The sequence below is a fragment of the Nonomuraea sp. NPDC003754 genome (genome assembly GCF_053605785.1).
This window is the reverse complement of the sequence record NZ_JBSGJX010000054.1, coordinates 35,027-57,877: the sequence shown is the minus strand read 5'-3', so window position 1 is coordinate 57,877 and position 22,851 is coordinate 35,027. Positions and strand designations below refer to the sequence as shown.

Annotated in this window: 18 protein-coding genes and 4 tRNA genes; 8 read left to right on the top strand and 14 right to left on the bottom strand. The window is 70.7% G+C overall.

Annotated features, from left to right (window positions below; genetic code table 11):
* Positions 1–98 precede the first annotated feature (98 nt).
* From nfi to ACWEVS_RS40820, 4 genes are all read right to left on the bottom strand, one after another.
* Complete coding sequence (nfi, locus tag ACWEVS_RS40835) at positions 99–755, bottom strand: deoxyribonuclease V (protein ID WP_452556173.1); 657 nt, start codon at positions 753–755, stop codon at positions 99–101.
* Positions 756–1,101: 346 nt separating this feature from the next.
* Positions 1,102–1,494, bottom strand: coding sequence for a DUF6463 family protein (locus tag ACWEVS_RS40830; RefSeq protein ID WP_354907193.1), 393 nt, complete (start codon positions 1,492–1,494; stop codon positions 1,102–1,104).
* Entirely contained in the window at positions 1,491–2,048 is a 558-nt protein-coding gene (locus tag ACWEVS_RS40825; protein WP_452556171.1) for a TetR/AcrR family transcriptional regulator, read from the bottom strand. Before ACWEVS_RS40825 ends, ACWEVS_RS40830 begins: the two co-directional genes overlap by 4 nt.
* 86 nt (positions 2,049–2,134) lie before the next feature.
* A complete protein-coding gene (locus tag ACWEVS_RS40820; RefSeq protein ID WP_452419520.1) occupies positions 2,135–2,635 on the bottom strand; it encodes a hypothetical protein in 501 nt (166 codons plus the stop codon).
* 1,021 nt (positions 2,636–3,656) lie between these two features.
* On the opposite strand from ACWEVS_RS40820, the gene ACWEVS_RS40815 reads away from it, so the two are divergent.
* Positions 3,657–4,070, top strand: a complete 414-nt coding sequence (locus ACWEVS_RS40815; protein ID WP_452556169.1) for a hypothetical protein — start codon at positions 3,657–3,659, stop codon at positions 4,068–4,070.
* Positions 4,071–4,142: 72 nt separating this feature from the next.
* On the opposite strand, the gene ACWEVS_RS40810 is transcribed toward ACWEVS_RS40815, so the two are convergent.
* On the bottom strand, positions 4,143–4,853 hold the full coding sequence (locus ACWEVS_RS40810) for a hypothetical protein (protein WP_452556167.1): 711 nt from the start codon (positions 4,851–4,853) through the stop codon (positions 4,143–4,145).
* Between the two features lie 702 nt (positions 4,854–5,555).
* Positions 5,556–6,143 carry an isochorismatase family protein gene (locus ACWEVS_RS40805; protein ID WP_452556177.1) on the bottom strand — a complete coding sequence of 196 codons (588 nt, stop codon included), beginning with the start codon at positions 6,141–6,143 and terminating at the stop codon, positions 5,556–5,558.
* A 977-nt stretch (positions 6,144–7,120) separates the two neighbouring features.
* Between ACWEVS_RS40805 and ACWEVS_RS40800 the strand changes: the two genes are divergently transcribed.
* Together ACWEVS_RS40800 and ACWEVS_RS40795 are read left to right on the top strand one after the other, a co-directional pair.
* Positions 7,121–8,374 carry a DUF1254 domain-containing protein gene (locus ACWEVS_RS40800; protein WP_452556165.1) on the top strand — a complete coding sequence of 418 codons (1,254 nt, stop codon included), beginning with the start codon at positions 7,121–7,123 and terminating at the stop codon, positions 8,372–8,374.
* A gap of 42 nt (positions 8,375–8,416) precedes the next feature.
* Positions 8,417–9,031: a hypothetical protein gene (locus ACWEVS_RS40795; protein ID WP_449927665.1), complete on the top strand. Its 615-nt coding sequence runs from the start codon at positions 8,417–8,419 to the stop codon at positions 9,029–9,031.
* A gap of 303 nt (positions 9,032–9,334) precedes the next feature.
* On the opposite strand, the gene ACWEVS_RS40790 is transcribed toward ACWEVS_RS40795, so the two are convergent.
* Complete coding sequence (locus ACWEVS_RS40790) at positions 9,335–10,507, bottom strand: FAD-dependent oxidoreductase (protein ID WP_452556163.1); 1,173 nt, start codon at positions 10,505–10,507, stop codon at positions 9,335–9,337.
* Between the two features lie 55 nt (positions 10,508–10,562).
* Here ACWEVS_RS40790 and ACWEVS_RS40785 point away from each other — a divergent pair, with 55 nt between their 5' ends.
* The 3 genes from ACWEVS_RS40785 (at position 10,563) to ACWEVS_RS40775 (ending at position 13,059) form a co-directional block, all read left to right on the top strand.
* The gene (locus ACWEVS_RS40785; RefSeq protein ID WP_449927671.1) at positions 10,563–11,255 is read left to right on the top strand and encodes a TetR/AcrR family transcriptional regulator; all 693 of its coding nucleotides are present in this window, start codon (positions 10,563–10,565) and stop codon (positions 11,253–11,255) included.
* A gap of 213 nt (positions 11,256–11,468) precedes the next feature.
* Positions 11,469–11,981 carry an N-acetyltransferase family protein gene (locus tag ACWEVS_RS40780; protein ID WP_452419524.1) on the top strand — a complete coding sequence of 171 codons (513 nt, stop codon included), beginning with the start codon at positions 11,469–11,471 and terminating at the stop codon, positions 11,979–11,981.
* Positions 11,982–12,396: 415 nt separating this feature from the next.
* On the top strand, positions 12,397–13,059 hold the full coding sequence (locus ACWEVS_RS40775; protein ID WP_452556175.1) for a DUF4097 family beta strand repeat-containing protein: 663 nt from the start codon (positions 12,397–12,399) through the stop codon (positions 13,057–13,059).
* Positions 13,060–13,352: 293 nt separating this feature from the next.
* On the opposite strand, the gene ACWEVS_RS40770 is transcribed toward ACWEVS_RS40775, so the two are convergent.
* Both ACWEVS_RS40770 and ACWEVS_RS40765 read right to left on the bottom strand, forming a co-directional pair.
* The gene (locus tag ACWEVS_RS40770; protein WP_452556161.1) at positions 13,353–16,712 is read right to left on the bottom strand and encodes a BTAD domain-containing putative transcriptional regulator; all 3,360 of its coding nucleotides are present in this window, start codon (positions 16,710–16,712) and stop codon (positions 13,353–13,355) included.
* A gap of 10 nt (positions 16,713–16,722) precedes the next feature.
* Entirely contained in the window at positions 16,723–17,394 is a 672-nt protein-coding gene (locus tag ACWEVS_RS40765) for a hypothetical protein (RefSeq protein ID WP_449927680.1), read from the bottom strand.
* 164 nt (positions 17,395–17,558) lie between these two features.
* On the opposite strand from ACWEVS_RS40765, the gene ACWEVS_RS40760 reads away from it, so the two are divergent.
* Positions 17,559–19,643 (top strand): sensor histidine kinase, encoded by a 2,085-nt coding sequence (locus ACWEVS_RS40760; protein WP_452556159.1) that lies wholly within the window; start codon positions 17,559–17,561, stop codon positions 19,641–19,643.
* A complete protein-coding gene (locus tag ACWEVS_RS40755) occupies positions 19,633–20,286 on the top strand; it encodes a response regulator (RefSeq protein WP_449927686.1) in 654 nt (217 codons plus the stop codon). The genes ACWEVS_RS40760 and ACWEVS_RS40755 overlap by 11 nt, the downstream gene beginning before the upstream one ends.
* 101 nt (positions 20,287–20,387) lie before the next feature.
* Here the strand turns inward: ACWEVS_RS40755 and ACWEVS_RS40750 are convergent, their stop codons facing one another.
* The 5 genes from ACWEVS_RS40750 to ACWEVS_RS40730 form a co-directional block, all read right to left on the bottom strand.
* Complete coding sequence (locus ACWEVS_RS40750; protein ID WP_452556157.1) at positions 20,388–22,172, bottom strand: hypothetical protein; 1,785 nt, start codon at positions 22,170–22,172, stop codon at positions 20,388–20,390.
* 218 nt (positions 22,173–22,390) lie between these two features.
* Positions 22,391–22,465 (bottom strand) — tRNA-Val (locus ACWEVS_RS40745).
* 19 nt (positions 22,466–22,484) lie between these two features.
* Positions 22,485–22,556 (bottom strand) — tRNA-Gly (locus tag ACWEVS_RS40740).
* A gap of 50 nt (positions 22,557–22,606) precedes the next feature.
* Positions 22,607–22,677 (bottom strand) — tRNA-Cys (locus tag ACWEVS_RS40735).
* Positions 22,678–22,693: 16 nt separating this feature from the next.
* Positions 22,694–22,765 (bottom strand) — tRNA-Gly (locus ACWEVS_RS40730).
* Positions 22,766–22,851: the final 86 nt, after the last annotated feature.

Genomic DNA, 22,851 nt, shown 5'->3' with positions numbered 1-22,851 from the left:
GTTCAGTTCTGTCGTCACACACGGATCTTGGACACCCTCGCTGCATGTTCGCAGCCAGACTCGGAATCCTCAGCCCTTGGAATCAATCATCTAGGGGCTCAGGCGCGCGACAGCCGGTCGGCCTGCCTGATCGGTTCCGGCAGCCGGTAGGCGGGCGTCATGCGCAGCACGTGGGCGCAGGCGTTGTCGAGGCCGATCCGGTTGCCCCGGGACACGTACACCGGTCTCACCCCGTCGCGCGTGCGCAGCGCACGGCCCACGACCTCGCCGTCGAGCAGGATCGAGCTCCACGATCCCCGCTCGGCGGCGGGGTCGTCGCACGCGCCGACGAAGGCGGTCTTCGCCACGCCGATCACCGGCAGGCCGGTCAGCACGCCCAGATGGCAGGCCAGGCCGAAGCGGCGGGGGTGGGCCAGGCCGTAGCCGTCGCAGACCAGCAGGTCCGGCGCCACCGTCAGCCGCTCCATGGCGGCCAGCAGCGGCGGCAGCTCCCTGAAGGCGAACAGGCCAGGCACGTAGGGGAACGCGGCGGGCCCGCGGGCCACCGCGCTGTCGACCACCCGCAGCGTGCCGGCCTCCAGGACCACCACGGCGCCGGTCACCTCGTCGCCCTCGGCGGCGTAGCCGACGTCGAGCCCGGCGACGAACCGCACCCGCTCAGGGCCGGGGTCGGACAGGTCGACCAGCGGACGCAGCCGCTCCTGTTCGGCCTCGGCCTCGGCGATCGTGGTGGGCCACGGATGTGCGCTCGTCATCCCGACATCCAACCGCGTCCCCCGCGCCCGCGCATCCCGTCGCCCTGCGCCCGCCCGACGTCCCCGGCGTCCGCGCATCCCGTCGCTCTGCGCCCGCCCGACGTCCCCCGGCTCGCGCATCCCGTCGCGCTCCACCCGCCGGACGTCTCCCGAGCTCGCGTATCCCGTCGCCCTGCGCCCGCCCGACGTCCCCGGCGTCCGCGCATCCCGTCGCTCTGCGCCCGCCCGACGTCCCCCGGCTCGCGCATCCCGTCGCGCTCCACCCGCCGGACGTCTCCCGAGCTCGCGCATCCCGTCGCCCTCCGGCCGCCCGGCGACACCGGGCGCGCGTCGAGGCGATGTCATCTCAGCCGCCGGCGCCCTCCGGACGGCGCGCGGCGATCAGGGCCAGCACCCCGATGGCCAGCATCGGCCAGCTTCCCGTGACGGGGAAGTAGAACACGCACAGCGGGACGCCCATGGCCAGCATGTACCACCCGAGCTGCGCGGGCACCCGCCCCGTCGTCCGTACGGCGTGCCGCGACATCGTGCCGAGCGCCAGGAACGCGATGCCGGAGATCATGAACCACACGCTCGACTCGCGTACCCAGAAGTCGGGCAGCGCCGTGTCGGCGACGCCGCGGAAGAAGCCGTCGGCGGCGATCGCGGCCCAGGCGTTGGGCTGGAGGAACGCCCACCCGAAATGGAGCACCGCCAACCCGATGATCAGCCGCGGGACCCAGCGGTTCAGCCCGTTCATTCGTCGTCTCCCCGGTTCTCCGGCGCCAGGCGCAGGGCCAGCGCGTAGATCTCTCGCAGGTCCTCGGCGGGCAGCGGCGGCACGACCTGCTGGGCCCCGACCAGCACCAGGTACAGCAGGTGGGCCAGCGGGCCGGCGTCGGCCCGCCGGCCGACGAGCCCCCCGCACAGGGTGGTCAGGTAGTCGATGCGCAGCCGGTCGACGCGTTGCTGGAGCGCGTGGACCTCGGCGTCCTGCGCCGCCCACGCGCGCATCGCGATCTCGAGGTCGTGGCTGCCGCCCTTGTCCTCGAGCACCAGGGTGACGAGGTGATCGAGCTTGGCGGACGCGGCGTCCGCGGCCGCCTCGGCACTGTCGATGTAGCGGCTGGTGTGCTCGGTCTCGAAGTGCCGCAGCAGGTCGGTCTTGAAGCCCGCCATGCCCTTGAAGTGGTGGTAGAACGACCCCTTGGTCAGGCCGAGGTCGCCGCACAGCCGCTCGATGGTCAGCGCGGGCGCGCCGTCCTCACCCAGCACCCGGAGCCCTGCCTCCAGCCAGTCACGCTTGCTCGCCATGGTGAACCTCTCTTGTCCGCGTCACCGTACCATACGGAATGGTATGTCCCGAACGCCTGCCGTCCTTTGCCGCGCGCATCACGGCGTCACGACGGCATGGCGCTCGGGCCGGGGGCGACGGTCGAGTAGGAGCCGATCTTCTCCTTCACCGGCACCAGCGCCCGCACCGAGCCCGCCCTGCTGAAGGTGAAGGTCATCGGGATCGAGCCTGTCGGCCGCACGCCGGTGACCTGGGCGATCGGCCGGTCGAGCCCGACCGGCCGCCCCGGCGGCACCACGACCGGCGCGGCCAGCTGGACCGATCCGCCGCCGCCGTCCACGGTGACCCGCTCGAGACGGTCGGGCTGCCCCTGGTCGTTGATGATCACCGCGTACAGGGGCAGCGTGGCCGGCGGGGGCTGCCCGGGCGCGCCGGCGAGCAGGAAGACGTTGCGCAGGTGCACGTCGTGGTGGCTGACGTTGGCACCCTCGTTCTGCGGCTGGTGGAACCGCGTGACATCGTCGAGATCGTGGGTCACGCCGGTGCACCCGCCGGTGGCGAGGCCGAGGCAGAGCGCGGTGGCCGCGATGACGCGAAGAGCCGGCACGGCAACCCTCCTGACGCGAGGAGCTGGAACTGTCGCGCTACCCACGCCCGTCCCCCCGTAACCGGAGACCGGAAGGGCCCCGCCGCGGCGGGTCACACCACCTCACGCTCCCCTTGCGGTGTAACCGGTCCCGCGCGGTACACGCGGTCGTCGCGAGGACGCGTCCCGGCTTTCCGGCGGCGCCCGCGCGATGCGGTCGGGCCGGAAGCAGAAGAGCCGGGCGCGCCTCCTCCCATGCTCGGACCTGGGCGTTAAGTAGCCGGCGGCCACCGGGGTGGTTCACGTGGCGGTTGGCGGCAGCAGAGCATGCCGACCGTGACGAAGCGGCTTCCGGACAGCCAGGAGCCCCTTTGGACATCCACCCCGCGCGGCAACAGGTCGGCGGAGATCCTGTCTCCCGCGTCGCGGTGCCGTGAGCCCGTGAGGCGGTCACCCTCGTGGTCCACGTGCACGAGCGGCTCGGCCGCGACCATTGTCATCGCCGGGTCAGTCCTGCGGTGCGATTTCGGCCTGCTGGTTCTGGATCGTCACGAGTGGATCGTCAGGAGGCCGATCCATCCGGGTGGCGACGGCATGTACCGGAATGTCGATCTTCGTGCTCGACCTCGGTGAAGGCCGAGGCCCGGGCGTCCGGGACGAACTGGTGTTCCGCAAGGGGAACGCTCGCAGCTCCTTGGTGCGATCGCCAACCTGACCCGTCGCACGGAGCTGCTTTGCCCGGCAGGCGCGGTCGAGGGCTTCTTGAGGTGTGCCGGCCAGTTGGGGCCAGCGGTCGCGGGCGTGCCGGCGCAGTCGCCGAGCGCGGGAGGTCTTGGAGCCTGCGCTCCGAGCTCGAACGCATGGTGGAGGCGTCCTTCTCGAACTCGAACCCAGGTATTGCATGCGAACCATCGCGGGTAGGCGTTCGCCATCATGTTCCGGCCCAGTGCTACGATCTCCACCTTAATTCGTACATGATTGTTCGAGTTACGGGAGACCTGTCCGATCATGGATGGAGGCGCGCACGGTCGTGGTGCTGAGCATGGATGCCAAGGTGGTTCTGCTGGCGGCAGGCCTGATCTTTCTGCTGGCGTTGCTGCTGGGCGTATGGAAATATCGCCAGATGGCCACCTCTGCGGAGCATGTGGCTCACCCCTATGTGGACGTCGCACATCGAACCGCCTTGCTCTATTCGTTCGCGACGCTGCTGCTCGCGGCGTTCGTCGAGTTGAGCGACTGGCCGTCGTCGGTGGACCTGGTGGCGGCGGGGGTCATGATCTTCTTCTTCGTGGCCGCGATCGGGACCTACGTTTACCACGGCTGGCGTCGTGACACCGACAATCAGTTGCGCCATCCCGTACGCGGCACGAGCGCGTTCATGGTCTCTCTGATCGTCGGTGAGATCGGCGGCTTCGCCGTACTGCTGGCTGGATTCGTTCGGGCACAGCTTTTGTGAGTCGGGCCTCCTCGCGAACGCCGGAGCTCCGGCGGTCTCCACCTCGGCCAACGTTGAGGCCCCCTGAGGGACTTACGAACGAGGCCTTACTGACGGCGACTCCGCAGCTGCCAGAGAGCGCCGGCGTCGCTCCACGAGGAGGAAACGGACGACGACGAAGCCGGTACTCGCCGCAGCCGCCGCCCATACGATCGTCTTCCCTATGGTCTCGACCACCTCGTTCCTGCCGGGCGGGAGCACGACCATCTGGACGGCGGCGCCGACCGGCACGGTCAAGCGTGCGAGCAAACCGATCGCTCTCGATCGCTTGACGTATGTACCAACGGCTCCCAAGGGCGCTCCGAACACGACACTGGCGACCCACCACAGGGGCGGTTCGGACTCGTACCAGGGGAATTGCCCGCCGCTACGGATGGTGTCCACGATGCTGTAGGCGGCTGTGGCCGCAAGAAGGGCCAGTGCGCCGGCGGCGGCACCGCCCCGCGCCAGCGCGGTGGGGCGGCTCTCCCCGGCACGTGTGACCAGCCACCCCACTGCGACCGCCAAACCCGCCCAAGCCCAGCCGGAGTCGAGCAGCACGCTCATGATTTCCGCGATCGACCACCCGCTGGTGGTGTAGGCACGGCTTGAAAGGTCGGCGTAGCTGTGGGAGAGGGCGTTCACGAGGGAGGTTGCCGCGCCGAATCCCGCTCCGACCGCCAGGGCACTCACCAGGATCTCTACGGGACGGATCACGCGCGAGCGGTCCTGCCATCGACTGCCGTGCCGCTGATCGTTGGTCACGGTGCCTTCCTACCGCACGGATCATGCTGTGCAGGCGGACATTCCATGCGATCCAGTGATCAGCCGCATGTGCCGGTTGGTGGCATGTCCATGAACGGCCAGACCGCGCTCACCTCAATCTCCTGTCAACCGGCTGTCAATCCGAGCGGGCCACAGTCAGGGCCATGAAGACGATTTTCGCCGCCCTCCTGCGGATTACCGGTATCGGCGTCACCGGCTGCGGCGCCTCGCCCATAGGCTGCTTCCGGCAGCAGGGCCGCTGATGGGACCACTCAAACGCCCTCTGGCCAGGCCGATGGCAGGTAGCAGCCCACCGTGGCCGGCGCCTCCAATCCCGCCGGCAGAGGTCTTCGACCCTCAGGAACGCGCGGTGCTTCCACCCCGACCGCTCACCGCCGCCGCAAGGTAGAAGATCGCCGCAGGTCGCAGAGGGTGGTGTGCATCCGAGTCAAGGCCGGGTTTCGGTCCGATCAGGCAGTCGGGCGTCCGCGGGGCGATAGCGCGCGGGAGACGTGTTTGCCCAGCTCGGGTTGCTCTACTTTGCCCGCCCCGACCCGAGTCGAGGGCCGAGACCCCGTGCGGATACGGGTCACGCCGGAACGCCCCGGCGTGCCAGGCCTTGGGACTCTCCTCCCGGGCGGTAACGCCAAGCACTGATCCGCGGGGTCATCCGAACCGCCTGAACAGGCCGGACCGGCCTGTTCAGGCGACGACAGGTTCGCCGCTCAGCGCGACACCGGCCCGGCGCAGTTCGTCCAGTGCGGTGCGCGTGGTGTCGGCAGCGACGCCGGCGGTGTAGTCGAGCAGGACCCGCACCGTGAAGCCCGCGCGCGCTCCGTCCAGTGCGGTGGCCTTCACGCAGTGGTCGGTCGCGATGCCGACGACATCGAGGTCGGTGATGTCACGGGCCTTCAGCCAGGCGGACAGTGTCGTGCCGTCCTGAGTCGAGCCCTCGAAACCGCTCTTGGAGGCGGAGTGAGCGCCCTTGAAGAAGACCTCGTCGACGTGCCCGGAGTCGACGGCGGGCGCGAAATCCGGATGGAACTCGCTTCCCTCACTACCGACGACGCAATGCACGGGGAACGAGTCCTGGAAGTCGGGATTGTCGGAGAAGTGGGCGCCCGGATCGATGTGGTGGTCACGGGTGGCGACGACGAAGGCATACTGTCCGTCGGCGCGCCGGACCAGCTCGGCGATGGCGGCGGCTCGATCCGCGCCGCCCTTCACCGGAACGCTGCCGCCCTCGCAGAAGTCCTTCTGCACATCGACGATGATCAGTGCACGACTCACGGAACATCCCCTTTCCTCGGGTGTACCTCTCCGATGATCACTCTTCCGCCGGCGGGCGGGCACGTCACGCGCCGGACGTTCACCGACTGGCGTGGCGCGCACGGCAACGCGGTTCACCGCTCCGGAACCGGACCACATCCACTCGATTGTGACATGGAGTATAATCATACTCACTATGCGTGTTCGCCCTGAGGGGCGGAAGGGGGTCCCGGTATGGCCGCATGAGCTTGACGGAGGTCAACGGCATCATCAACGGCCTGCGGGACAGCCGACAGGCCGACCGGGGAGCCTGTGAGGCATGGCGGATTCACGAAGCCGGCCGAGACGGGGTTTGCGCTGCCTTCCGGACCGCCCCGGCAGAAACAAGGTCGCCCACTCGGCCAGGCGCACGTCGCCAGCTCGGTCCCCGGACCGTACGGCCGGCCGAAACCGCGGCCGGTCCCTGAGGGCAGCGCCCGACGGCGGCTGGCCGATGAGCTGAAGGTTGAACGCGAGCGCGGGCAGGCCGCTGGTGGAGGCCCTGCTGAAACAGTTCCAGGTCGACAATCGAAGCGGCGCGACATCGTGCGCATGCGGACACCGCCAGTCCGGCAAGACATGCGTCGACTTCTCCCGAGGCGCCGAAGTAAGTCATTTACCGCGAAATTCGCCTTTCACGGTTTCACCCGCAGCTCTTCATTCCGGAGCCAGATGGATTCCGGAGCCTGATGGAGAGGAGCGGAAGGCTGTTGATGTTGTCCTCAACTGGAGGAGGCACCATGGACGCTGTCCCGCGACCCCGGACATCGACGGGCAGGAGGCCGCCGGGCGCCCGTGCTCGTTGTGCGGGCACGCTTGCCGCCGCTGGCCTGCTGCTCCTGGGGTCGGTCGCCTGGTCTTCGCCTCGCCCTACAGTCGCACCATCCCTTTCGGCCACGCCCCAGGACCTCGGTGCGGAGGCCGTCCGGGCCTACGTCTACGGCTATCCCCTGGTGCTGATGGAGACCTCCAAGCGGACCCTGAGCAACGTCGCCGAGCCCGATCCCGTCGCCATCAAGGCGCCGATCAACCAGTTCGCGAAAGCGCAGAACGTTCCCGGTCCCGCCTTCAAAGGGGTTGTCTCGCCCAACGTCGACACCCTTTACGCCAGCGCCTGGCTGGATCTGGCCAAGGAGCCCTTGGTGCTGCACATGCCCGACACGCAGGGCCGGTACTACCTGATGCCGATGCTGGACGCCTGGACCAACGTGTTCGCCTCGCCCGGCAAGAGGACCACCGGCACCGGGAAGGGGGATTTCGCCATCACCGGGCCGAACTGGCGCGGCGCCCTGCCTGACGGTGTCAAACAGATCAAATCTCCGACCGACACGGTCTGGATCCTCGGGCGCACCCAGCTCAACGGCCCTTCCGACCTGCCCGCCGTACAAAAGCTCGTCTCCCAGTACACCCTGCTGCCACTCAGCGCCTATGGTCACGGCGCCTACACGCCCGCGCCGGGCAAGGTCGATCCGACCGTCTCCGCGGCCTCCCCGCCGGCGCAAGTGGAGCAGATGGAGGCCCAAGCATTCTTCTCCACGCTGGCCACCGCGATGGGAACCAACCCGCCGGCCCCCGCGGACGCGCCGATGGTCGCCACGCTGGCCAAGCTGGGAATCCACCCTGGCAAGCCGTTCGACCTCAACGCCGTCGACCCGGCCATCGGCAAGGCCCTGCGGGCGGCGGTACCAACGGCACAAAAACAGATCAAGGCGGGTGTGGCCGCGCTCGGCGAGGACGTCAACGGCTGGCGCTTCGCCACCAACCTGGGCAGCTACGGCACCGACTACATGCGGCGCGCCGCCACAGCCTGGCAGGGCCTGGGCGCGAACCTGCCCCAGGACGCCATCTATCCGCTGACCTTGGTCGATTCCTCGGGCCGACCGCTCGACGGGGCCGGCGAGTACGTCATCCACTTCCCTGCCGGACAGACGCCTCCGGTGAACGCGTTCTGGTCGATCACGATGTACGGCCCTTCGGGCTTCCTCGTCGACAACCCCATCAACCGCTACGAGATCGGGCACACCGCAAAGCCGACCGCCAACCCGGACGGGTCGGTGGACCTGTACATCGCGCACGACGCCCCTGCGGGCAAACAGGCCAACTGGCTGCCCGCCCCGACCGGCGCCTTCAACCTCATGCTGCGCATGTACTGGCCCGAGCAGAGCGTCATCGACGGCACCTGGAAGACCCCTCCGGTCACCAAGTCACCCTGACGGCAGCGCTCCGCCGCGAGCCACACGAGAGAGGCGGCCGACATGAAACTCGACATCACCCGGACGAACCAGGCGATCGAGCGACTGCTCGAGACGACCGACAATCCGCGGCACCGGTTCCTTCTGCAGGCCTACTATCGTCACCGCTACCTGGAGATCGCCGGGCGCTACCAGGAGATCTTCGCGCCGGACATGATGGTGGAGGAGCCGGTGTACCACTTCCATGCCCTGGGCATGGACGTGACCCTGCGGGGACAGGACGCGATACGCAATCTGTACCGCACCTGGGCGGAAACCGGCGAGTGCGTCATGTACACCGACGACGAGATGATCGCCGTCGGCGACAACATGATCGCCTCCAAGATGACCGGATACCAGTTCAAACCAGGCAAGGTGCTCGCTGCCGCCGGGTTCGACGTCGATGACGAGAACGCCATGTACATCTACAAGGCTCAGGAAGAGATGGTCTGGCCCTACGATGACCGCGGCCGGCTCATCGGCGAGGACGTCTGGGAACTCGACCCCGACCAAGCCGAGATCATCAAGGTCGACCCGGCCGATGTCATCACGACACAGCAGGCCGCCGATCTGCTCAACCCGCTGATCAAGCCCCTACCGTCATACGACGAGGCGGTGCTGGGACACAAAGCTCGGTAGACCGACTTCCCGCCCCAGAACAGAAGATGACGGCCGCGATGTGCTGGGCAGCCGGGTACCTGCCCAGGTGGACTCCTCGGCGAGCCACGTGGCGAGCAGGGTGTCTGCCGTCATGGCGGGCGCACCTGTCGAAATCAGCTGGAGGCCGGTTCGCAGGCCGAGCGGTGCAGACGAGCGCACCCGCCCTGGCTTGCCAACGGCACCGGCCGTCCGGTTGCTGCCCGCCCCATGGCGGCGGAACTGCCGGACGGAACCGCGGCCGTGCCGTGCTGCCCCGTGAAGCCTTGGCGTCGCGCCTGGCGGTCAGGATGGCTGAAGTTCGTCGAATAGGGCGAGGGCTTCGCTGGGGTCCGGGCTCACGAGGCGTTCCAGCCCGGCCGTCGTGATCTTCGCCCACCTGCCGGCCCGTGCCCACATCTGTTCCTCGAAGGCGCGGACGGCCTCGTCCAGTTCGCCTGGGCCGGGGGCGGCGGCGACGGACTCGGCGAGTTCGGCGCCTTCCAGCATCGCGAGGTTCGCGCCCAACCCGAGTGGGGGCATCAGGTGGGCGGCGTCGCCCAGGAGCGTCACCCCGGGGACGTGGGCCCAGGTGTGGGACACGGGCAGGACGTGGAGGGGGCGGTGGACGAAAGCGGTGCCGTGGCGGAAGAGGTCGAGGACGGGAGCGGCCCAGCCGTCGAACAGAGCCAGCATGCTTGATCGCACGGCCTCGACGTCGGCCAGGTCCAGGCCCGCGTCCATGCCTGCGCGCCGATTGAGGCCCATATGCCGGTCCAGGTTCGTGTGCCAGTCCAGCGGCGCGCGGAACTGGGCGTACACCTTGACGTGGCCGCCGCTGTTGCGCTGGGCGACGAGGCCGCGGTTCACGCCGTACACAGCCATGGAGCCGTCGCCGATCAGCCGGGCGAGGTCGGGGTGGCGGGTGTCGACGTCGTCCAGGGAGGTCTCGACCATGGTGACGCCGGTGTAGTGCGGCGTCACGGACGAGACCGCCGGACGGACCCGGGACCAGGCGCCGTCCGCGCCGATCACGAGGTCGAACGTCTCCTGCCGCCCGTCCGCGAAACGGACCAGCACGCCATCCCCGGTCCCCGGCTCTACCTCCGTCACGCCCCGCCCCCACTGAACGTCCAGAGGGCCGAGCAGCAGGTCACGGAGTTGCCTGCGGTCGATCTCGGGATTGGCCCGGTCATCAGGACGGGGTTGCCAGTCGCGCAGGACGGTCCCGTCCACGTCCAGGATGCGCATGGCCTGCCCTTCGGGACGGGACAGCGCCTGGAACTCCGCCAGCAGCCCCGCCTTGCCCAGCGCGAGTTGGCCCAGATTTTCGTGCAGGTCCAGCGTGCCGCCCGGGGGACGGGCGTCAGGGGCGGGATCGCGTTCGAGGACGGTGACGGGGTGATCGTGGCGGTGCAGGACGCGGGCGAAGGTAAGGCCGGCGGGGCCGGCTCCGATCACGGCGATACGATGTCTCATATCGATACACTGTATTTTGCCGAGACGCTGTATCGCAACAGCTACGATGTGACCCATGACTGTGTGGGACCGGCCGGAGCCGCCGACTCGCCCCGCGCCGCTCGACCGCGAGCGAATCGTCGCCGCCGCCATCGCGCTGGCCGACGAGGGCGGGCTGGAGGCGGTGTCGTTGCGCAAGGTCGCCGCCCGGCTGGACGCCGGCCCGATGCGGCTGTACGGATACATCTCCACCAAGGAGGAGCTGTTCGACCTCATGGTGGACGAGGTCCATGCCGAGATCCTCCCCGAGGAGCAGCCCGGCGACTGGCGGGAGGTGCTGCGCATCCGCGCCGACCGCACCAGGCAGGCCGCCCTCCGTCACGAATGGCTGGCCGACCTGCTCGGCGGCCGTCCGAGCCTGGGCCCGAACGCCCTCGCCGTGACCGAGGCCACGCTGGCCGCCCTCGACGGCCTCGCCGACCTCGACACCGTCATGCGCGCCGTGGAGACCGTCAGCGCCTACTTCACCGGCGCGATCAGGCGCGAGATCGCGAACCTGCGGGCCGAGCGCGCCACGGGCCTGTCCAAGCGCGACTGGCAGCGCGCCTACGGCCCGCATGTGAGCAGGATGCTGGCCACGGGCCGCTTTCCCGCGCTGGCCAAGGCCGTGCACGACGGCACAGAGGTGGACGCCGAGGAGTCCTTCGCGATCGGACTGGACTGGGTCCTCGACGCCGTGGCCGCCAAACTCACCCGGCCGCCGGCGTGACACGGCACCGTCGGCAAGGCCTGGCCGGTGTCCGTGCCGAGTCGGCCCAACCTGGCGAGCAGCAGCCGACTGGGCCGGCGGCCACGCCCGCACAGGCAGCGGCCCCCACCGCGAGCACTCCGCCACGACAGAAATCACCGGCAGGGAGGCGAGGTGCGAAACCGCGAGGCTCATCCCTCGACGCCACCGCGTAGAGTCTCCTCCATGCAAGGCATGATCACTATCCGCGAGGCGGGGCCCGGCGACGGGGAGGTTCTCGGCGAGATCCATGCGATCTCCTGGGGCATCTCGCACGGCCCGTTGTGCACGCCGAAGGTCGCTGCCGCCGGTATCCAGGAGCGGCGCACCAAGTGGGACGCCATCCTGGCCGAGGGCAAGGACACAGTTCTGCTCGCGCTCCTGGATGATCGTCCAGGCGCCTTCGCCCGCTTCGGGGCCTCCTCCTCCCGCCCCGGCCTCGCGGAGATCCACACCTTCTTCGCCCACCCAGACGTCTGGGGCAGCGGCCTCGCGGCGGCCTTGCTGGCCGCCACCTTGGACCGGCTGCGGGAGGCCGGCCATGACCGCGTGCATCTGTGGACGCTTCAAGACTCAGCCCAGGCGCGCCGTTTCTACTCCAAGAACGGCTTCGGCGAGACCGGCAGGCGACACAACCACGACTTCGGCGAGGGCCCTCCGCTTGCCCTCCTGGAGCTCGAGCGAACCGTGCCCGGCCCCGGCCTGTGACGGCCGTGCGGCAGGCCGCAACCGAGATGTGGAAGTCGGCCGGTTTGCTCACCCCGCCGGCGACCGAGGTGAACGCGGCCTCGAAGGCCGGAACCCGGCCCATCACTTCCAACGGCAGATCCGGCAGGTCGACCCGCCGATCATCCAACACATGTGCCTGACCAGAAGAAACGACGGGGTGAGCCGGTATCGCCGAAGCTACTGCGGGCTCCATGACAGCTCACCGAGCTCCTGAGAGTTCCTGATCAACCCGTGGCGGCCGCCGCGGTCGCGGTCGCCCTGAGCAGAGGCCAGCCTGGACCCCGGCCGGCTACTCTCCGCCGTATGTCAGCGGCGGCGTCAGGACGGCGACAGCCCGGTATCAGAGCGGTTGGCGATGGTGGATGTCGACAGAACACAGCACAAGGAGCACATGATGCAGACGTTCGACACCCCCGCCCCGATCTCCGCCGTCCTTGACATCCCCGCCGGACGCGTCCAGTTCATCGCCGCCGACCGGGCCGACACCGCGGTCGAGGTCCGGCCCACGAACGCCGCGAAGAGCCGCGATGTGAAGGCGGCCGAGCAGACCACGGTCGAATACGCCGACGGCGTCCTGCGGATCGGGACTTCGGTGAGGAACCAGTACCTCGGCCCGTCTGGATCCATCGACGTGACGGTCAGGCTGCCCGCCGGGTCCCACGTCGAGGCGAAGACGGCCGGCGCCGAACTCAGGACCGTCGGCCGCCTCGGCGACGTCGCCTTCGACGGCGCGTACCACCGGATCAAGCTCGAGGAGACCGCAAGCCTTCACCTCACCGCGACCGACGGCGACGTCGAGGTCGGTCGGCTGGGCGGCCCCGCACAGATCAGCACCGCACGGGGCGACATCCGGATCGCCGAGGCCGTCGGCGGCAAGGTCGTGCTCCGCACCCAGTCCGGCGACATCTCGATCGCCGCAGCCGGCGGAGTCTCGGCCGCCCTGGACGCCGGCACCACCCGCGGCCGCATCACCAACGCCCTCAAGAACGACGGCACCGCCGGACTCGACATCCACGCCACCACCTCCAACGGCGACATCACCGCCCGTAGCTTGTGACCTCTGCGTAAGCGCAGGTTGTTGGATGCGGCGGAGTTCCTGAAGGCCGGCCGACACCGCCCTCCGCGTGCCCGGCACGCCGGACTCAGGAGATCCCTTCTCCTGCTGAAGGCTGGACTCGCGCGGAGTCAGGCCGTGGAAGACCAGGTGGAGCAGGGCGTCAACGACTTCTCAAACTCGGCAGGCTCAGGAATTCCGGTGCGGTACGCACCGGAAGTCGCGCCGACGTGCCGCCCGATCGCGCCCGGGTGGCACGCGGGGACGGGTACCCCCAGCGGTGCCGGCCGGAACCGTCATCCTCTGGTGACGAGGTGGAGGGGCTTGCGGTCCGGCAGGCGCCGGGACGCGGCGGTGGCGCGCTCGCGCCACCACAGGAGACCGTTGGCGTCGGCCTGACGTTCGAGCGTGCTCAGGTGGGCGGCGGCCGTGTCGTGCCTGCCGATCGCCGCGGCCAGCAGGGCCAGGTACCAGTCGACCGGCCCCATGCAGACGACCGCGGAGAGGGCGGAGACACGGCCGCTGTAGGGCAGGAGGGTGTCGTAGATGGCGCGGCATTCGTTCGGGCGGCCCAGCGCGGCCGCGGCGGCGGCGCGCAGGCAGACCATGGACAGCCACGACCAGTCGCGGCGCGGCGCGGGGCGCGGGCCGTCGTTCAGCAGCCTGGCTTGGTCGACGCGGCCCTGGGCGCACAGCTGCAAGGTCCGGACGTCGTGGCCGAGGGTGGGGTGGACGGCGTGGACGGCGTCGATGAGCGGGCCGGCCTCGGCCATCGTTCCCTGGTGGAAGCCGAGGCCGATGCGGCCCATGGCGACGGCCTGGCGGGCGTGCCAGACGCCGAGGTGGGCGGACTGGGCCTCGGCGTCGTCGTACAGGAGGGCGGCCTGGTCGAACCGGCCGTCCATGGCGAGCCGGTTGGCACGCCACAGGGTGTGTTGCAGGCGTGGCCAGGGCAGCGGGAGGCGTTCCAGCAGGGTGTCGCAGCGGGCGGCGGCGCGGTCGGCCGCGGGCAGGGCGAACGTTTCGAGGTGGTGGTGGGTGTCCATCATGTGGGCGAGCAGTTCGAATTCGGGGGTGTTCGTCTGTGCCGCGAGGTCGTGCAGTTCGGCGGCGATGCGCTGCAGTTCCGGGAGATGCCGTGGATGGGGCAGGGCGAGGTGGCGGGCGTTGAGCGCGAGCATGCGCAGGTGCGGGTCGCCCAGGCGGCGGGCCATGGCGACGGCCTCGGCGGACAGGTCGTCGCGACGCGGGTCGCAGGTGCCGTCGTACAGCTCCTGAGCCAGCCCGGCCAGCAGCCTGGCCCGCTCGGGAGAGTCGGTGGCGGGCAGGTCGCGCAGCGCGGCCTCGAAACGTCGCACGAGCCTGAGATCGACCGGCTCGTACGGGTCCCGTAACGTCCACAAGGCCGGGACGTCGAACGCGGTCAGCGCGCGGACCACGAGGCCGGTCTCTTGGTCCCCCCGGTCGGCGACGCGGAGCGCCACCGCTCTGGCCCGGCGCGCGGCGATCGGGTCCCCGGCGTTCAGGCACGCCCGGGTCCTGCGCAGGAGGAGTTCGACGTGTTCGGCCGGGTCGCCCCCTGAGGCGTCGTGGGCGGTGACCGCCCTGTCCCACCAGGTGGCCGCCTCCTGGTAGGCGAGATGCAGGTCCGCGTGCTCGGCGGCGGTCACGGCCCAGCGGACGGCCTCGCCGTACGCCGCGGGTCCCGCCTGGACCGCGTGGCGGGCGATGACGGCCACCTCGGTGGAGGGACGGGAGGACAGGGCGGTGGCCAGGTCCCGGTGGATGGCCGCCTCGCGCAGGGCCGGGATGCCGCGGCGCACGGCCTCGCGGACCAGGTCACAGGCGAACGCCAGGCGGCCGGCCTCGTCTGCCCTCAGCAGTCCTCCGCGGACCGCCTCGTCGAGCAGGCCGTACGCCTCGACTCCGGCGACCTCGGCCACCAGCGCGGGATCGAAAGCGACGCCGATCGACGCCGCGACCGCCAGCACCTCCGCCATCCCGGGCAGGGGCGCCGGCCACAGCCGCACCAGTTCGGCGACCGCGTCGGGGACGGCGTCCAGGTTCCTCGCCCGGATGCTCTCGCGGACGAGGAACGCGTTGCCTCCGGTGAGCCGGGTCGTTCTCTGGGCGGACTCCTCGTCCAGGTGCACTCCCAGGTCGGCGGCGACGGCACGCACGGCGTCGGCGCCGAGGCCGGTCACGGGCACGCGGACCAGGTCGTAGCGCGCCCAGGTGGTGAGCGGGCCGTCGAAGCCGGTACGGAACGCGGTCACCAGGGTGATCGCGGCGTCCTTCGCCAGGTCGAGAAGGTCCCTGAGGAGATCGAGCGAGGCGGGGTCGGCCCACTGAAGGTCGTCCAGGATGATCACCAGCGGGCGGGACCCGGCGGCGGCGATCAGCCGTCGGGCGACGGTCCGGCTCGCGCCTGGCGATGCGGCGTGCCCGTCCGGCCACCGGTCCTGTGGCGGCTCGACCAGGTGGTGATCCGGCGCCGGGCAGTGCTGCTCCAGCGTGTCCAACACCTGGATCCACGGCCACAGCCGCGGGGTCGTCTCGTCGTCGTGACAGCGGCCCCAGAGGACCAGCTGCCCCAGCCGCGTCGCGCAGAGCTCGGCGAACGCCTCCAGCAGGAAGGTCTTGCCTGCCCCAGGGTCCCCGGTCACCGCCGCGACCGACAGCCCGGCGTGCGCGGCCCGGCCGGCCGGCGCCAGCAACGCGGCGAGCTCGCCGTCGCGCCCGCGCAACACCCGCCCTGGCGTGGGACCGACCTCGGGCATCGGGCGGGGCTCGGGCATCCGGCTGGGCTCGGGCATCGGACTGGGCTCGGGCATCGGGCGGGGCTGGGGCGAGGATGCCAGGGCGGTCTCGGGAGCGGCCAGAAGCAGGACGGCGTCGTGCGCGACGGCGGCCAGCGAATCGGCCTGGCGAAGGATGTCACGTTCCATGGCGCGCAGTTCGGGGCCCGGGTCGAGGCCGAGCTGGTCGGCCAGCAGGTCGGCCGCGCGCCGGAGCACGGCCAGCGCCTCCGCCTGACGCCCCGTGCGGTACAGCGACAGCGCGAGCAGGCACCACAGCCGCTCGCGCAGCGGGTTGGCCATCGTCTCGGCCTCCAGGAAGGCGAGCACGGCCTGCGGGCGGCCCAGGTCGAGCAGCGTGCGGGCGTGCCGTTCGACGGCGGTGAGCCGCAGCTCGTGCAGCCGGCTCACCTCGGTGAGCGCCCATGGATGGTCGCCGAACTCCTCGTACGGCGCGCCCCTCCACAACCCCATGGCCTCCTCCAGACAGACCAGCGCGTCCCCCGGCGAACGCAGCTCCGACCGGCCCACCAGGTCGGCGAAGCGGACCGCGTCCACCCGGTCCGTCGCCAGCAGGTAACCGGGCGGGCGGCCGATCAGCAGGGTGGGCCTGGTGCGCGGAGGGCGTCGGGGTTCGAGCGCGCGGCGCAGGTTCGACACGTACGAGTGGAGCGTCGCCAGGGCGCTGGGCGGCTGCGCGTCGCCGTACAGGTCGTGGAGCAGGGCGTCGGCGGAGACCACCGCGCCCCGCGCGATCAGCAGCCGGGCCAGTACGGCGCGCGGGCGCGGACCGCCCAGCTCGACGGGTCCTCCCTCGGCGTCGCGCACCTCCAAAGAACCCAGGACTCGAAATTCCACCTGTACTCGCTCACGCCTTCTCGGACGGGACGAAGGCCACGTGGCCGGGCCGGACGGCAAGCAGCACCCCGAGCGCGGCGTACCCGACGACCAGGTGCCCACCGCCCACCCAGCGCGACACGTCCTCGCCGAGCACCAGGTAGGAGGGGACCGTCACGACGGCCCAGCTCTCCGCGACCAGCGGCCACCAGCGCAGCTTCCCGACCCACCGGCCCGCGACCGCCAGCTTCACGCTGATGGCGGCCATGCCCAGCATCGACAGCGGCCAGCAGAGGTCGAGCGCGGCCAGCCAGTCCGCGTTCTTCACGTCGTCCGGCAGGACGCCGTGCAGGAACGACCAGACGCTGGCCATGCCCAGCAGGACCGCCTCGACCCTGAGCGCCACGGCGGCGGCGCGGGAGGTTCCGATGGCCTGGGTCCTCATCTGCACCCACAGCAGGCAGAACACGCCGAGCTGGAACAGCAGGCCGGTCAGGTCCACGACGCGCTCTCCCACGCCGACGCCGGTCGAGCCGAAGACGAAGATGGCCGATGCCCAGGAAAGCGTGCCCGCCGTGAGCCCGGCGCCGGCGAGGCGGACGGCGGCGACGCCGATCGGTCGACGGCCGGTGCCCGGCGAGCCGTTCATGATCTGGAGATCCGTGCGAGCCTTGGCCGGCTCGTCTGTGATGCGGGCGTCCATGCTTTCCCTCCGGTTGCGAATGGCGACGGGGTCCACGATGCGCGTCCGCCGTCCCGGGCCGGCAGGGTCGCCCGTCCCCACTCAGGTCCCGGCGCTCGGCCCGCTGTCCCGGGACAGGCTGTCCCGGGACATCAGGACACGAACCCGGCGACAATGCTCGGGTGATGAATGCCGGACCGGCAGGGATGCCGGCGTCGAGTTCTGCCCGCAGGCCCGTGGTCCTGCCGGTGGCCGTGACGGTGTGCGCGGCCGCGCTGCTGGTCGGCACCGTACTGCTGGACGTCGGCAACGCCGGCGTGGCCCTTCCGCCGAACAGCGACCTCGACGAGGCCGGCTGGCCCTCCGCGCTGGCGGGGCTGGCCCAGGCCGTGCCCGGCGCGCTGTTGCTGCGGCGGCTGCCCCGGCATCCGGTCGCATGGGTGCTGACGCTCTCCGGGCTCGCCTGGGCGCTGAACGGCTTCCTCGGCGCGTGGGCGGTGCACGCGATCTACGTGTCCCCCGGCGCGCCATGGGCCGCTTTCGCCTACTGGTTCTACGCCCGGTTCGGCGCCGCGCTGCTGATCGGGCTGCCGCTGCTGATCCTGCTGTTCCCTGACGGGCGCCTGCCGTCCGGCAGAGGATGGCGGTGGCTGTCGGCGGCCAGTCTCGCGCTGACCGCGCTGCTGCCCGCCGTCTGGGCGTTCGCGCCGATGGCCGTGCTGACCCGCTACGACGCGGCCCCGCTGCCTCTTGAGATCGCCCGGCTCGACCTCGACCCGTTCAGCGTCGGCCTGCCCTACGAGGTCTGGCTGCCCGTGCTCGAAGTCGCCAGTGCCGCGGTGCCGGTGAGCCTCGTGGTGCCTTTCGCGGTCATGGTGCACCGTTACCGCGTCGCGGATCCGGAGCGGCGGGCGCAGATCCGCTGGCTGACGTGGGCGGCGCTGGTGGGCATGTTCGTGCTGCCGCTGCCGCTGGTGGCCCCGCCGGAGCTGCCGCCGCTGCTGCTGTGCGCTGCGCTCGGGCTCACCTCGGGCGCCGTTTTGGTCGCGGTGAGCAAATACCGCCTGTACGACATCGACCGGCTGCTGCCCGCGACGTTCCTGTACGGCGTGCTCGCGGTCGCGGTGGTGGTGATCGATGTGGCGGTGTTCACCCTCGCGGGCAGCGTGCTCGGCGAACGCGACTCCGCGCTGGCCGCGACCGCGATCGTGGCGGTCGCCTACGCGCCGCTGCGCACCTGGCTGTGGCGGGCGGCACGGCGGCTCGTCCGCGGGGCGCGCGATGATCCGTACGCGATGGTCTCCACCCTCGCCCAGCGGCTCGAGCTCGCCATAGAGCCGGACGAGCAACTCCTCGCCCTGGCCCGGACAGTGGCGGAGGCGTTCCGGCTGCCGTACGTGCGGGTGGAGATCGAGCGGCCGGGCGGCGTGCGGTCCGTGGTCGAGCACGGTTCACCGCGCGGCCCGTCGGTCTCGCTGCCCGTCGCCTACCGCGCCGAAGCGGTGGGCCGCCTGGTGCTGTGCGGAGCCGACCTGACGGAACGCGACCAGCGGCTGCTCGGCGACCTCGTACGGCAGGCCGCCGCGGCGGCCAGGGCCAGCGAGCTCAGCACCGACCTGCAACGCATCCGCGCCCAGCTCGTGCTCGCCCGTGAGGAGGAGCGCCGCCGGCTGCGCCGTGACCTGCACGACGGGCTCGGGCCGAGCCTGGGCGCCGTGGCCCTGCGCATCGAGACCGCCCGCAACCTGGCCGCCACCGCGCCCGCGGAGTCCGATCGCATCCTGGAGCAGACGGCCGCCGAGGTCTCGACCGTGCTGGCCGATGTCCGCCGTCTGGTGCACGACCTGCGCCCGCCGGCGCTCGACGAGCTCGGCCTGCTCCGCGCGGTGGAGCAGCAGGCCGGGCGCGTCCGCGCAGGCGGCCTGCACGTGGTCGTGTCCGGCGACGGGCTCGCCCCGCTGCCTGCCGCGGTCGAGGTCGCGGCATACCGTATCGTGTCGGAGGCGCTGGCCAACGTGGCACGGCACGCCGACGCCGGGCGCTGCGACATCTCACTCGGCGTGCGGGACGGGGCACTGGAGGTGCTCGTGCGCGACGACGGCTCCGGCATCGAACCTGACGTCGTGGCCGGGGTCGGCATGCTGTCGCTGCGCGAACGCACCGCCGAGCTGGGCGGAGACTGCGAGGTCAGCTGCCCGCCCGGCGGTGGCACGCTCGTGCGCGCGAGGCTTCCGCTGGAGCAGACCATGGAGGTGGCAGGTGTCCGATGAACCGATCCGCGTGCTGCTCGCGGACGACCACCCGATCTACCGCGACGGGCTGGCGGTACTGCTGGGCTCGATCCCCGGCATCGACGTGGCCGGCACCGCGGCGACCGGTCTGGAGGCGGTGGAACGCGCCGCCGCCCTGCAGCCCGACATCGTCGTCATGGACGTCGCCATGCCCGGCCTCGACGGCATCGAGGCGACGCGGCGCGTGGTCGCGGACAGCCCGCACATCGGCGTCCTCATGCTGACGATGTCGGAGGAGGACGCCACCCTGTTCGAGGCGATGCGCGCAGGAGCCCGCGGTTACCTGCTGAAAGGCGCCAACCAGGCCGAGATCGTCCGTGCCATCCAGGCCGTCGCCCACGGCGAGGCCATCTTCGGCCCCTCGGTCGCGCGGCGCGTGGCCGAGTACTTCTCAGGCCCGGCCACCAGGCCGGACGACGCCACGTTCCCGCAGCTCACCCCGCGCGAGCGGGAGATCCTCGCGCTGATCGCCGCGGGCCGGTCCAACCCGCAGATCGCGGCCGCCCTGTTCCTGTCACCGAAGACCGTGCGCAACAACGTCTCCAACATCTTCGCCAAGCTGCACGTCGCCAACCGGGCCGAGGCCATCCTCCGCGCCAGGGACGCGGGGCTCGGCCGCTGATCCCCATGGCCGTCCCGCGGCGACACCGGGACCTGCCGCCGAGCCCCGAACGCAGGCGGTGCCCACGGGTGAACCCATGGGCACGCCGTGTCTCCCGTGCGCTACTTCCGGCAGGTCACAGGGACGGTGATTTCAGCGGCCGGCTTGTCGTGGCTCAGGACCTCGAACCTGACCGGTCCGTTCGGCCTGTCCTCCCAGCGCCAACCCTGCCCGATGGAGATGATGCCGTTGGCCGGGGTCGTGGTCTTCACGGCGCCCATGGGCACCCCGCCGACGACCCAGCGGTAGGTCACCTCCGTGCCCGCGGCCGCGACGAGTGCGGCGTAGATCCCGAGCTGGGGCGTCTCCACACAGTCGCCGTCGTAGCCGCTGGTCGAGAGCTCCCTGATGCGCACCGCGCCCGAGGTGTCCTCCGGAACGCAGGTCCAGGCGTAGGCCGCCTCCTTGACCGGCTCGTTCAGATTGAGGACCTCGAGCCGGACGACGCCGGTGCCGCTGCTCGTCGCCCTGTTGGTCCAGACCTCGGCGATCTCCCGGCTGGTGCCGGGCGCGAGCTCCTGCGTCTTGGTCGGGCCCGGCACGCCGTCCACGACGAAGCGGTACCGCATCGTGGTCGCGCGATCCGTCGTGACCACCCCGGACGCCTGGAGGGTCAGGTTGCCGGTGCACGTCCCCTTGAACCGAGGCGTCAGCAGGTACCGGACGGTCAGCCTGGCGGGGTCGGGCTGGGCCGCGCAGCTGAAGGTGAACACCCGCTCCGCCGGAGCGGCGCCGCCTTCGGCCTTGAGAGTCAGCTTGTGGGAGCCTCCGTCGTTGGAGGTGAGCTTCCAGGTGGCGGTGACGGCCAGAGCCCGGGGCTGCTGGCTCGCGGGGAAGTCGAGTTCCCTGGACTCCCACTGGGTGGCGTCCAGCCTCCACCAGTAGGTGACCCTCTGCGCCGGTCCCGCCGGCAGCTTGACGCGGCCGACGGCCTGGTACTCGACCGGCTCGGTGCAACGACCCGCGTAGTCACCCGGAGAGAGGTCGAAGATCTCTGCCTCCGGCTTGTGCGCCGGCGGTTGCGTGGAGGTCGGCGTGGGCGTGGGTGTGGGCGTGGCCGGCGGCGTGCCCTGGCAGGTCACCTGGTAGATGGCCCGCCCCGAGTCGTGGCCGTTCGCGTTGAGGATGTGAACGGCCTTCCACCCGCTGGTGGAGTCGCCGACGGCCAGCGGCAGTGTCACCTGGCGGACGCGGGGGCCGCCCGCGGCGAAGAAGACCGTCTCCGGCCGGCCCTCACCTGTGGCGCTGTCGATCCACTGGTAGTCGACAGTCGCAGGGGTGCGCGAGACCTGGATCGTGGCGGTGAACGTCACGGTCGTGGGGCAGGGGCCGTGGTGGACCGGCGGACCGTCGACGTGGGCGGCGGCGACCAGCGGCCTGTCCGTCCGCGCGGGCAGCAGGTGGGAACCGTCCCACACGGTGCCGGGGCCCGTACAGGTGACGTCGAAACGGGCCTTGCCGGACAGGCCGCGCCTGCCTAGGATCTCGACGGCCTGCCAGCCCGAGGTGGTCCGGTCGAACGTCTGGCGCTCCTTCACCACGACCCTGCGCGCGCCGTTGACGCGGAAGCCCCTGATGACGCCCTTGCTTCCGTCGCCACGCACCCAGCGGTAGCGGACGGTTCCCGCGCCCTTGGCCGCCACCACCGCGGAGAAGCCCACCGTGGTGGGGCACTCGCCCGACTTCGCGGGGCTCGCCTTGACACTGGCCACGGCTGTCTTCACGGTGGCGGCGGCTGTCTTCGCGGGGAGGGCGGCTGTCTTCACGGCGGGGGCGGCGAGCGCCGGACTGGCGGCCAGCAGGCTGGTGAGCAGCAAACCGCTCAGCAGCATCGCTGTCCTTCTCATATGGATGTCCCTTTCTCAAGGAGGAAGGGAGACATGATGCCGACGCCCACTGGTGCCGCACTTGGCGCGACTTGTGACCGCTTCTTGCCGGCATCCTGGCCACGATCCGGCGCGCGGCCCTCAACGTCAGCACATGTGCTGACAGCAACCACGAAAGTCCATGAACAGCAAGAAGCCCCAGACTCGCGGCATCGGCCGTGAGCTGGGGCTCTGAAGCGTGGTGGACGATACTGGGATTGAACCAGTGACCTCTTCCGTGTCAGGGAAGCGCTCTCCCGCTGAGCTAATCGTCCGTATCGAGTTGTCACTCAGAGCGGAAGACGGGATTCGAACCCGCGACCCTCACCTTGGCAAGGTGATGCTCTACCACTGAGCCACTTCCGCATGGCGCTTTACCTACTTTAGCGGATCCGTGAGGTTCCGCGTGACGCCCGAGGTGGAGACGGGATTTGAACCCGTGTGGACGGCTTTGCAGGCCGCTGCCTCGCCTCTCGGCCACTCCACCAGGAGATCGTGCTCCGAGCGGAAGACGGGATTCGAACCCGCGACCCTCACCTTGGCAAGGTGATGCTCTACCACTGAGCCACTTCCGCGTGAGATCCGGCGATGTGCTCGTCGGCCACGGGAAAACCATATCGCCTTTGGAGAGTGCGTGTGCGCAGCGAGGTGCGGGGGCCCG

What these genes read in the sequence shown, in the direction of transcription:
- nfi (WP_452556173.1), bottom strand. Translation starts at nt 755, where the DNA reads ATGACGAGCGCACATCCGTGGCCCACCACGATCGCCGAGGCCGAGGCC.
- ACWEVS_RS40830 (WP_354907193.1), bottom strand. Translation starts at nt 1,494, where the DNA reads ATGAACGGGCTGAACCGCTGGGTCCCGCGGCTGATCATCGGGTTGGCG.
- ACWEVS_RS40825 (WP_452556171.1), bottom strand. Translation starts at nt 2,048, where the DNA reads ATGGCGAGCAAGCGTGACTGGCTGGAGGCAGGGCTCCGGGTGCTGGGT.
- ACWEVS_RS40815 (WP_452556169.1), top strand. Translation starts at nt 3,657, where the DNA reads ATGGATGCCAAGGTGGTTCTGCTGGCGGCAGGCCTGATCTTTCTGCTG.
- ACWEVS_RS40800 (WP_452556165.1), top strand. Translation starts at nt 7,121, where the DNA reads ATGGAGACCTCCAAGCGGACCCTGAGCAACGTCGCCGAGCCCGATCCC.
- ACWEVS_RS40795 (WP_449927665.1), top strand. Translation starts at nt 8,417, where the DNA reads ATGAAACTCGACATCACCCGGACGAACCAGGCGATCGAGCGACTGCTC.
- ACWEVS_RS40790 (WP_452556163.1), bottom strand. Translation starts at nt 10,507, where the DNA reads ATGAGACATCGTATCGCCGTGATCGGAGCCGGCCCCGCCGGCCTTACC.
- ACWEVS_RS40785 (WP_449927671.1), top strand. Translation starts at nt 10,563, where the DNA reads ATGACTGTGTGGGACCGGCCGGAGCCGCCGACTCGCCCCGCGCCGCTC.
- ACWEVS_RS40780 (WP_452419524.1), top strand. Translation starts at nt 11,469, where the DNA reads ATGATCACTATCCGCGAGGCGGGGCCCGGCGACGGGGAGGTTCTCGGC.
- ACWEVS_RS40775 (WP_452556175.1), top strand. Translation starts at nt 12,397, where the DNA reads ATGCAGACGTTCGACACCCCCGCCCCGATCTCCGCCGTCCTTGACATC.
- ACWEVS_RS40765 (WP_449927680.1), bottom strand. Translation starts at nt 17,394, where the DNA reads ATGGACGCCCGCATCACAGACGAGCCGGCCAAGGCTCGCACGGATCTC.
- ACWEVS_RS40760 (WP_452556159.1), top strand. Translation starts at nt 17,559, where the DNA reads ATGAATGCCGGACCGGCAGGGATGCCGGCGTCGAGTTCTGCCCGCAGG.
- ACWEVS_RS40750 (WP_452556157.1), bottom strand. Translation starts at nt 22,172, where the DNA reads ATGAGAAGGACAGCGATGCTGCTGAGCGGTTTGCTGCTCACCAGCCTG.